This is a genomic window from Amycolatopsis echigonensis (assembly GCF_014174495.1).
GTDB lineage: Bacteria > Actinomycetota > Actinomycetes > Mycobacteriales > Pseudonocardiaceae > Amycolatopsis > Amycolatopsis echigonensis.
Genome location: NZ_JACJHR010000156.1, coordinates 1 through 9,445 on the forward strand (window position 1 = coordinate 1; position 9,445 = coordinate 9,445).

Genomic DNA, 9,445 nt, shown 5'->3' on the forward strand with positions numbered 1-9,445 from the left:
GTCGCCATGCAGCCCTTCCCCGTCCCGCCCGACGAAATCCCGGTCGGGGGCGACTGGCAGCGCGGCGGCGGTCCCGCGTCCGCGTGCGTGGATCCCGCCGACGGCTCGACGGTCGCCTCGATCCACGCCGCCGACTCCGCCCAGGTCGACGCGGCCGCCCGGGCCGGTGCCGCGGCCGCGGCGGATCCGGCGTGGCGAGACCTGCTGCCGCATCAGCGCGCCCGGCTGCTCACTCGCGTCGCCGACGCGATCGAGGACCACGCCGAGCAACTGGCCCTGCTGCAAACCCGCAACACAGGCAAGGCGCTCGGCGAAACCCGCGCGCTGGTCGCGAGCGCGGCCGGCACCTTCCGGTACTACGCGGCTGCCCTCGAAACCCTCGAAGGCGAACTCCCGCCGAGCCGCGGCGCGCACCTGACGATGAGCGTGCACGAACCGATCGGCGTCGTCGGCGCGATCACGCCGTGGAACTCGCCGATCGCCAGCGACGCCCAGAAAATCGCCCCCGCGCTGGCCGCCGGGAACGCCGTCCTGCTCAAACCCGCGGAAGCCACTCCCCTGGTTTCGCTGGCACTGGCCCGCCTCGCGCACGACGCCGGCGTCCCGCCCGCGCTGCTGTCCGTCCTGCCCGGTCCGGGCTCGGTCGTCGGCGACGCGATCTCCCGCCACCCGCTGGTCGGCAAACTCGCCTTCACCGGCGGCACCACCACCGGACGCGTCCTGGGCAGGATCGCCGCCGACCGGATCATCCCGGTCACCATGGAACTGGGCGGCAAATCCCCGACGATCGTCTGCGAGGATGCCGACGTCGAGGAGACTGTCGCCGGAATCCTGTATGGAATCTTCTCGTCGACCGGCCAAAGCTGCATCGCCGGATCGCGGATCTTCCTGCCGCGCGAGCAGTACGACGCATGGAGCGCCCGTCTGGTCTCCGCCGCGTCGGCCCTGCGGCTGGGCCCCGGCACCGACTCCGCCACGCAGGTTGGCCCCCTGGCGACCTTCGCCCACCGCGACAAGGTGGCCGCGATGGTCGACCGAGCCCGAGAGGAAGGCGCGGCTGTCCTTTGCGGCGGCCAAATCCCGGACGACGAACGCTTGGCGCGCGGCGCGTACTACCTGCCTACTCTCTTGGACGGCCTCGCGCCGGACGCGAAGACGTGCCAGGAGGAGATCTTCGGCCCGGTCGGCGTCCTGCTGCCGTACGACGACGAGGAAGACCTGGTCGCCCAAGCCAACTCGACCGTCTACGGCCTGGCGTGCGGGATCTGGACCGCCGACTACCGCCGCGCGCTCCGCCTGGCGCGCCGCGTCGAGGCCGGGACGGTGTGGATCAACACGTACAAGCAGTTCAGCATCTCGACGCCGTTCAGCGGCACCAAGGAAAGCGGCCTCGGCACGGACAAGGGCCGCACCGCGATCCGCAGTTACCAGCGGCAGAAGAGCCTGTACCTGAGCCTGGCGGACGAACCGATCCCGTGGGCGCGGGGCTGATCCGTCGCGGGTGTTGGCGCCGGCAAGAACCGGCGCCAACCCAGCCCAGCCTTGCCGCGCGCCCGTTCAGTCGCCGAACTCGGCCTGGTCCAAAGACTGCTCCAGCCGCGCCAGCAATTTCGCCAGCTGCGTCCGTTCCGCCGCGGTCAACCCGGCCAGCATGCGGTTTTCGTTGGGAAAGTGCTCGTGCACGACTTTGTCCGTAGCCGCGAGCCCCTCCTCGGTGAGGCCGATGAACACGACCCGCCGGTCGTCGGCGTCGCGTTCGCGGCGGACGAGCCCGGCTTGCACCAGCTTGTCGACCCGCTGGGTGATGCCGCCGGTGGTGAGCAGGTTCGTGTCGGCGAGGTCCCCCGCCGTGCGGCGGTAAGGCGCGCCGCCCCGCCGGAGCGCGGCGAGGATCCCGAAGTCCGCCACCGTGATCCCGTGCCGGGCGAACACGCGCGTCAACTGCCGCTGATACCGGTCGAACGAACGATGCAACCGCCCGAACACCGCGAGCGGCGACGTGTCGACCTCCGGCACCTCCGCGCGCCACTGCGCGAGCATCTCGTCGACCTCGTCCGGCTCGGTCCGCTTCGGCATCCGGCACCCCCTGATTAGCTTTGGGCTAAGAATAGCACCACTAAGGTTTTTCCGGAGGGACGCTCGCGCCGCTACGGTGAGGCGCATGACGGTCAAGCGGATGGACAACGTCCTCATCGTCGTCGAGGATCTCGACGCGGTCATCGCGTTCTTCGTCGAACTCGGGCTGGAGCTGGAAGGAAAAGGCCCGCTCGACTGGAGCGGCGCGGAACGGGTCGTCGGACTGAGGGACGTCCGGCAGGACGTCGCCATGCTCCGCGTCCCCGACGGTCCGGGACGGGTCGAACTGGCGAAATTCCACCAGCCGAAGGCCCGCGCGCCGGAGCCGTGGAACGCCCCGGCGAACACGCTCGGCATCCGCCGGATGATGTTCGCCGTCGACGACCTCGAGGACACCCTCGCCCGCCTGCGCGCCCACGGAGCCGAACTGGTCGACGAGGTGGTGCGGTACGAGGACATCTACCTGCTGTGCTACGTGCGAGGGCCGGAGAACATCGTCGTCGGGCTCGCCCAGGAACTCGGCTGACGAACCTGGTCCCCCTGCGGTGCTCGGGGCGGCCGGGCCGCGTCGGCTAAGGAAGCGGTGTCGCGCTCCGGCGACACCGCTACCGGCCGTCAGTAGCCCAGCGCTTTCCAGACCACGTCAGCGATCAAACCCTGGCCTTTCACGCTCGGGTGGAAGTAATCCACAGTGGACAGGTCGCTCGCGTCGAACCGGGCGGCGAAACCGGCGCCTCCGTCGTATTCGCACTGCGAGAACTCGGCGCAGACCGCGGCGAGCTGGGCGTTGTAAGCGATGATCCGCTGCCGGAAGGCGTCGCGCCGCTGCTGATCGGCCGGGTCGGTCGAGGTCGGATTCGTCAGCAGCGCGTCGCATTCGTGGAAGGTTCCCCATTTGGCGACGGCGGACTTGTCGGTGTGCAGGAGGACCCAGAGCTGGTAGATGTCCGGGATGGACACGACCTTGACCTGGGCATTGGGCAGCCCCTGCCGCAGGGTCGTCATCGCCTCCTTGAACTGGCTCGCGAACGTCTCCGCGGCGGTGCCACCGCTGCAGGCGTCGTTGTTGCCCATCAGCACGGTGACCAGGCCGACATGGTTCGACACGGCGGCTTTCGCCTGCCTGGGCAGGTCGCTCATCCGGGCGCCGCTCACCGCGAGATTGTGGGTCGCGACGTCCGGTTCGAGCTTCCGCAACCGCTCAGAGTAACTGTCGACTGCGGTGCCTGTGGCCCAGGAATTGCGGACGCAGTCCGTCCACGGCATCGCGCAGGTATTGAACGCCCTCGTCATGGAGTCGCCCAGCGCGGCAATCGATGTCGGATACGCCGCGGCACCGGCCGGTTGGCACCCCAGGACGGCAGTCACCACCGTCACGCCGACCGCCGCAGCCCAGCGAGTCACCGATTTCCCATGCATTCGCTCGTCTCCTCGGATCGTCCTACCCGCCGTCGGCTCGGCTGTCTCGGGCAGAATCCGACCAGACCTCGATATCCCGGCGCAAGTCGAAGCTCGAACCATAGAACACCTGGTCGCACGCCGCGACAACGTTCTTCTGGTTCGTTTTCGGCTGATTCCCCTTGCCCGCACACCGAGGTGCCGTCCCTGCCGGGGCGGCACCTCCGCGGGTACCGGTCACGCTTTTCGGGACGTCAACAGCAGCAGGCAGCCGATGGCGACCGCCGTGACCAGGCCGGCGACGAGCAGTTTCGGGTCGATACTGGTGGTCGCTGCCGCCTGCGCGACCGGCGCTGACGAGGCCGGAGCCGCAACCGGCTGGCTCGGTGCGACCGAACTGGCCACTGTGGACGATGACGGCGGCGCGGCGGCTACCGGCGGCGCGGCCACCGCGGTACGGCTCGGCGCGGACGCGGGGCGGGAAGCAGGCGCGACCGCGGACGCCCGGGTCGGCGGAGGCGGCGGCTGCGCGGCGGGGGCGGGCTGGACGATGACCTGGGCGCGCATGTCCGGGTGCACGGAGCAGTAGTAGGAATAGGTGCCGGGAGTGCTGAAGGTGTAGCTCCAGCTTTGCCCCTGCGACAGCTGCGGGCTGCGGAACGCGACGGGCGCGCTCGTGGTGACCACGTCGTGCGGCGCGGTGTCGTGCTGGACCCAGGTGACGGTGTCGCCGACGTGCACGGTCAGCGACGCGGGCGAGTAGGCGTAGTCCTGCATCATCACCGTCTGAGTAGCCGCGGCGGCTGGTGCCGTCACGGGCGCGGCGAGCACGCAGAGGACAGCGACGGCCAGGAGAGCGAAGAAGCGTTTCACTGCACGAACTCCCCGGCGAACTCGACGTGGACCGGTCGGCGGGCGAGCAGTCGCGTGATCCGGCCGACTGTCCGAAGAGGACGCCGGCGCGGCGGCAACGTTCCTTTCAGCCACAGGATGACGCGTCCCTCCCCCGCTTCGCGGAGTTCGCCGCCGAGGACGAGATCGCGCGTGGAGTCGCCGAAGTCCAGCCGTCCGGCGAATTCGACTGGCGGGCGTTCGACGATCTCGTCGGCGGTGAAGCCCAGCTCGCCCAGCTCCCGGGTGACCATTGCGGACACGAACGGAACTCCGGTGCGGAACGAGGAGCCGTCGATTTCGGCGGTGACGACGCCGCCGTCCGGGCCGCGGGTGAACGTGGCGCGGCGCACGGTCAGCCGTCCGCGCAGCACGGGAATCCCGAACGGGCGCAGCGTCACCTCCAGCACGCAACGGTCGGGCCGGATCAGGTGGACGCCGGGGTCCGCGTCGAGGCTTCCCGCCGCGGGCAGGAACCGGGTGTCGGTGGGCACAAGTCCTCCGGGGGTCGAGGTGGTCCGGGGCGGGCGCGGCGGCCCGCCCCGGACCGGGTGGGCACGCCTCAGCAGGACGCCTGGTTCAGCAGCGGCGTCAGGACGTTCTCCAGCCAGACGGTGTGCGTCTTGATGTACTGGTCCAGGTTCAGCAGGTCAGTGACCTGCTGGCCCGGGGACTCCTCGAGGTGCGCGGCCTTGATGTGCGCGATGATCGGCGCGAGCGTGTCGGTGACGACCTTGTCGGCCGAACCGTCGAACGCGGGCTTGAGCACGCTTTCCAGCCACACGGTGTGCGTCTTGATGTACTGGTCCAGGTTCAGCAGATCGGTCGCCTGCTGGCCCGGCGACTCCTCGAGGTGCGCGGCCTTGATGTGGTCCAGGATCGGCTGCAGCACGTCCTTCGGCACGCAGTTGCCCGGCGGGGTGTCCGTGGGCATCGGCATCGGGTGAGTCGGGCTCGACGGCGCGGTCGGCGTCGAGGACGACGACGGCGGTGCGGTCGGCGAAGACGGCGGTGCCGGCGGCGTCGCGCCTTGCACCGTCACGGTCGCCTTCATGTCGGGGTGGATCGAGCAGTAGTAGGAGTAGGTGCCCGCCTTGGTGAAGGTGTGGGAGAAGGTGCCACCGGTCTGCAGAGTCGGCGACGAGAATTTCTCCGGCCCGTCGGTGACGACGACGTTGTGCGGCGCGGTGTCGTGGTTGGTCCACGTCACCGTGTCGCCCGCGGCGATCGTCAGGCTGGCCGGATTGAACTTGTAGCCCTTCATCTCGACCGATTTGGCCGAGGCGGCCGAGCCGGCCGCGGCGGGGGCCGCCGCACCGCCCTGCTGCTGCGAGAGTCCCTGGTAAAGCGGGACGGCGAGCGGGCTCTGCTTCGCCAGCGCCGCGAGGTCGACCTGGGCCGTGCCCGGCGCGGCGACCGGAGCCGTCTGCTGCCCCGTGCGCAACGTGGTGAGGCTGACCAGGGCCAGCGCCATCGCGACGACGGCGACCGCGATCGGCCATCGGCGCCGGCGGCCCGCCGCGGGCGGGGCGTCCGGCCGCGGTTCGGCGGCGGAGGTGGGTTCCGGGTTGTGCATCAAGGAGATTCCTTTCGGGGGTGGGACGTTCACCGGCCGGGACTGGCGGTGACGAGGAGGCTCGCCGCGAACAGCACCACGACGACGAGCGTGGCTTCCGCGGCGACGGAATAGACGAAGGGACGGACCGCGGCGGCGTCGCCGCGCAGCACCACCGCGAAGTCGAGCCGCCGCGCGACCCAGCTCTTGCTCGCTTGGGCGAAGAGCAGGACCACCGCGAGCGCCGCGAGTTTCGTCAGCAGGATCCGGCCGTAGCCGGAGGTGAACAGCCGTCCCGGGTCGCCCAGCGTCCCGGCCGCGAGCAGGACGCCCGCGCCGATCACGACCAGGACCGAGACCAGGGCGAGTTTCGAATAGCGGGGGACGACGGCGGCGAGTTCGCCCGGATCGCGCCGGGACAGCACCCCGAACAGCAGCATCGCGAGTCCGCCGACCCACGCGCACACGCCCGCCAGGTGCCCGAAATCCGCCAGCTGGCTCAGCAGCGGACGCGCGCTCTCCGCGGAATGCCCGGTCAAGCCGGTCGTGCGCAGCAGCCCGGCGGCGACCACTCCCGCGCCGACCCGCCATCCCGCCGACACCGCGGCCCGCCGGCCGCGCTGCAGCACGTCGGCGAGGACCACTCCGCCGAGCACCCACACGAGCGCCTTGGCGAACCAGATCCGGCCGAACTGGCTGTCGAGCACCTGGCCGAGCAGGTCCGGGTCGAACAGATCCCCCGGGGACCGCTGCGCCACCCACACGCCTTGCAGCCCGAGCCCCGCCACCGTCCCGGCGAAGCCGAGAACCCAGCCGGTGACGAGCACGCCGCGCGCCCGGCGGTTGTCCGCACCGGACGGCCACAGCAGCGCGAGGAAGAGCATGCCGCCGACGAACAAGGCGAGCCCGGCGTAGTCCGCGCAGCGCGCGGCGACGTACCAGAATTTCGCGGAGCCGAGATCCACCGGTTCAGCCCCCGCTCGCCGGAGCCGGGGCCGCGGGGGTCGCCGCGGGCGACGGCGCCGGGGTCGCCGGAGCCGGGCAGGAACCGAGGAGGGTGGCGAGAATCCCGCCCGGGCCGGTCAGCCCGGTCCCGGACGCGAGCCCGCCGACGAGCGGCAATCCGCTCACCGTGTCCAGGACCGGCTGGACCGCGCCGGGCTGGCAGGCCGGAGCCCCGGTCGCCGGAGGGCTGGACGGCGGGGTGTCCGTCGGCCCCGGAGGAGCCGGATTGCCCGACGGCTGCGGGGTTTCGCCGGTCGGCATCGGCATTTCCCCCGGCGGCGTTTCTCCCGGAGGCATCGCTCCCGTCGGCATGTCCGGCATCGGCGCCGCGGGCGGGAGCGCGTCGGCAGGCGGGGGGCCGCCGTCCGGCACGGGCGGCATCGGCTGCACCGCGCCCGCCGGAGGCAGGTCCCCGTTCGGCAGGGCCTGCTGCGGCGCGGGCGCGGCCTGCGCCGGAGCCTGCCCGGACGGCGCCGGTCCGCTCGCCGCCGTCGTTTTCAACCCGATTCCCGAGGCGTACCCGACCACGATCACGACCGCGCCCGCCAGACAGGCCGCGACCACGTGGTCCCGGCGCAGTCCACGCCCGGCTGAAGCCACCACAATCATTTCCTCCCGATGCGCGGTTTCGCTCTCGCGGCCCGCGGTCCGTGCGGATGGATCACGACGAGTGAGCACCACATCAGACTGCGCGTTTCGATAGCCGACGCGGTCGTGACGGGAGCGTAAAATTGATTTCCGAACAACTGCGTGCACCCGGTGAACTCTCACTCGGTCCCGGCGGTGAGAACTATTTAACGCAGCCGTTGCGCGTTCGACGCACTGCCGACCACGAGTTGCCGAGACCATCCCGGCCTGACCCTCATTTCCTTCCGGAAGCAGGATTCATGCAATTGCTCTCCAACCCTTCTGCCTCCCGCCGCGACCGACGACGCCGAGGAGAACGCGGCGCACGCCTTCTCGCCGCAATTCTTTTCGGCCTTGCCGCGATGTTTTTCCCGCAGACCTCGGCCGAGGCGCACAGCTTTCTGGAATCGAGCGTTCCGGCAAAGGATTCCTCGATCGACGCCGGGCCTGCGAAAATCGTGCTCACCTTCAACGAACCCCTGGACAGCGGATTCACCGAATTGACCGTGCTCGGCCCGGACGGCGCGACGCATTGGGAAGCCGCGGCGGCCACCGTCGCCGGAGCGGCCCTGTCCGCGCCGGTGAAACCGCTCGGCCCGGCCGGGAAGTACACAGTGGACTATCGGATCGTGTCCGCCGACGGGCATCCGGTGTCCGGCTCCTACTCCTTCACGCTGACCAAGCCCGGCACCGGTGTCGCGGCCGCGGCCGCAGCCGCTCCGCCCGCGCCGCCGTCCACCGCCGCGGCGTCAGCAGCGCGCGAAAACGACGGGAGCGGCGACGTGCCACCGTGGGTCTGGGTGGCCGCAGCCGCGGTGCTGCTGATCGCGGGCGGAATCGTCGCCGCCCGCATTTCGCACGGCCCGTCGTCGGACTGAACGAACGCCCGCTCTGTCCGGTTGCGCACCAGACGGGGCAATTCACCACGGGCTCCGCGGACTGTGCGCACTCGGACACCAGATGCTGATCACCGCGCTACCGGGGCGCAGAGTCCGCGGGGTCGAATGCCGGGGTACCGCCCCCTCGTCCGGAAGGCCTGCCTCATGCCTATCCCCGTATCCGAAGCCCTCGACCTGCAGGCGGACGTCGCCGACGGGAAAATCGAGGAACTGCGCCGTCCCGGCCGCTACCTGGTGAGCTCGATGCTCGCCGGGGCGTTCATCGGCGTCGCGGTCGTGCTGCTGCTGTCCGCGACCGGACCACTCAACGCGGCGAGTTCGCCGTGGACGAAAACGGTGCAGGGCCTGGTGTTCGGGATCGCGCTGACGGCCGTGGTGTTCGCCGGCGCGGAACTGTCCACCGGAAACATGATGACCATGGTGCAGGGCGTTTTCGTCCGGCGCCGCGGCGTCGGCACGGCCGCTGCGGTGATCGTGGTGTCGTTCGTCGGCAACCTGCTCGGTTCGATCGTCTTCGCCTGGCTCGTGCACGAAGGCGGCGTGCTGTCCATCGGCGCCACCGCCGGGCACCCCGGCCCCGGCGCGGCTCTGCTGGCGAGCCTCATCAAGACGAAGACCGCGGAATCCGCGAGCGCGCTGTTCTTCCGCGGAGTGCTGTGCAACTTCCTGGTCTGCCTCGCCGTGTGGATGGCCGCGCGCACGAAGTCGGACGGCGCGAAGCTGGCGCTGATCTTCTGGTGCCTGCTCGCGTTCGTCAGCTCCGGGTTCGAGCACGTGGTCGCCAACATGACGACCTTCTCCCTCGGCCTGATGGACGGCGTACCCGGTGCGACGATCGGCGCGTTCGGCCACAACCTGCTGTTCGTCGGACTGGGCAACCTCGTCGGCGGCGGGCTCCTCGTCGGAGCCGCCTACGCCCTGCTGGGCAACCGGTCCCGCCCCGCCGCTACCCCGGTTCCCGCGGCGGAAGAGCTCGCCACGACCGGCAGCTGAC

The 9,445-nt window shown here is 70.7% G+C and carries 11 protein-coding genes; 4 read left to right on the plus strand and 7 right to left on the minus strand.

The annotated features are described in order from the left end of the window. A partial coding sequence (locus H5411_RS44880) for an aldehyde dehydrogenase family protein (RefSeq protein WP_312878752.1) occupies positions 1–1,491 on the plus strand: 1,491 nt, incomplete at its 5' end. A gap of 66 nt (positions 1,492–1,557) precedes the next feature. On the opposite strand, the gene H5411_RS44885 is transcribed toward H5411_RS44880, so the two are convergent. Beyond that, on the minus strand, positions 1,558–2,076 hold the full coding sequence (locus H5411_RS44885) for a MarR family winged helix-turn-helix transcriptional regulator (protein WP_183127836.1): 519 nt from the start codon (positions 2,074–2,076) through the stop codon (positions 1,558–1,560). A gap of 85 nt (positions 2,077–2,161) precedes the next feature. Between H5411_RS44885 and H5411_RS44890 the strand changes: the two genes are divergently transcribed. Then, entirely contained in the window at positions 2,162–2,602 is a 441-nt protein-coding gene (locus H5411_RS44890; RefSeq protein ID WP_183127838.1) for a VOC family protein, read from the plus strand. 89 nt (positions 2,603–2,691) lie between these two features. Here the strand turns inward: H5411_RS44890 and H5411_RS44895 are convergent, their stop codons facing one another. The 6 genes from H5411_RS44895 to H5411_RS44920 form a co-directional block, all read right to left on the minus strand. Then, positions 2,692–3,597, minus strand: a complete 906-nt coding sequence (locus H5411_RS44895) for a GDSL-type esterase/lipase family protein (RefSeq protein ID WP_312878753.1) — start codon at positions 3,595–3,597, stop codon at positions 2,692–2,694. Between the two features lie 114 nt (positions 3,598–3,711). After that, positions 3,712–4,347, minus strand: coding sequence for a cupredoxin domain-containing protein (locus H5411_RS44900; protein ID WP_183127841.1), 636 nt, complete (start codon positions 4,345–4,347; stop codon positions 3,712–3,714). Beyond that, positions 4,344–4,859, minus strand: coding sequence for a hypothetical protein (locus H5411_RS44905; protein ID WP_183127843.1), 516 nt, complete (start codon positions 4,857–4,859; stop codon positions 4,344–4,346). Before H5411_RS44905 ends, H5411_RS44900 begins: the two co-directional genes overlap by 4 nt. Positions 4,860–4,927: 68 nt before the next feature. Then, positions 4,928–5,941, minus strand: a complete 1,014-nt coding sequence (locus H5411_RS44910) for a cupredoxin domain-containing protein (RefSeq protein WP_183127845.1) — start codon at positions 5,939–5,941, stop codon at positions 4,928–4,930. A 29-nt stretch (positions 5,942–5,970) separates the two neighbouring features. Further along, a complete protein-coding gene (locus H5411_RS44915) occupies positions 5,971–6,885 on the minus strand; it encodes a copper resistance D family protein (RefSeq protein ID WP_183127847.1) in 915 nt (304 codons plus the stop codon). 4 nt (positions 6,886–6,889) lie between these two features. Beyond that, positions 6,890–7,534: a hypothetical protein gene (locus H5411_RS44920; RefSeq protein WP_183127849.1), complete on the minus strand. Its 645-nt coding sequence runs from the start codon at positions 7,532–7,534 to the stop codon at positions 6,890–6,892. Between the two features lie 380 nt (positions 7,535–7,914). Between H5411_RS44920 and H5411_RS44925 the strand changes: the two genes are divergently transcribed. Next, complete coding sequence (locus tag H5411_RS44925) at positions 7,915–8,430, plus strand: copper resistance CopC family protein (RefSeq protein WP_246370446.1); 516 nt, start codon at positions 7,915–7,917, stop codon at positions 8,428–8,430. Between the two features lie 165 nt (positions 8,431–8,595). Continuing rightward, positions 8,596–9,444, plus strand: coding sequence for a formate/nitrite transporter family protein (locus H5411_RS44930; RefSeq protein ID WP_183127853.1), 849 nt, complete (start codon positions 8,596–8,598; stop codon positions 9,442–9,444). Position 9,445 lies beyond the last annotated feature (1 nt).

Bases quoted from the DNA above. Each gene is read 5' to 3' on its own strand.
- H5411_RS44885 (WP_183127836.1), bottom strand. From the start codon at position 2,076: ATGCCGAAGCGGACCGAGCCGGACGAGGTCGACGAGATGCTCGCGCAG.
- H5411_RS44890 (WP_183127838.1), top strand. From the start codon at position 2,162: ATGACGGTCAAGCGGATGGACAACGTCCTCATCGTCGTCGAGGATCTC.
- H5411_RS44895 (WP_312878753.1), bottom strand. From the start codon at position 3,597: ATGGTTCGAGCTTCGACTTGCGCCGGGATATCGAGGTCTGGTCGGATT.
- H5411_RS44910 (WP_183127845.1), bottom strand. From the start codon at position 5,941: ATGCACAACCCGGAACCCACCTCCGCCGCCGAACCGCGGCCGGACGCC.
- H5411_RS44920 (WP_183127849.1), bottom strand. From the start codon at position 7,534: ATGATTGTGGTGGCTTCAGCCGGGCGTGGACTGCGCCGGGACCACGTG.
- H5411_RS44925 (WP_246370446.1), top strand. From the start codon at position 7,915: ATGTTTTTCCCGCAGACCTCGGCCGAGGCGCACAGCTTTCTGGAATCG.
- H5411_RS44930 (WP_183127853.1), top strand. From the start codon at position 8,596: ATGCCTATCCCCGTATCCGAAGCCCTCGACCTGCAGGCGGACGTCGCC.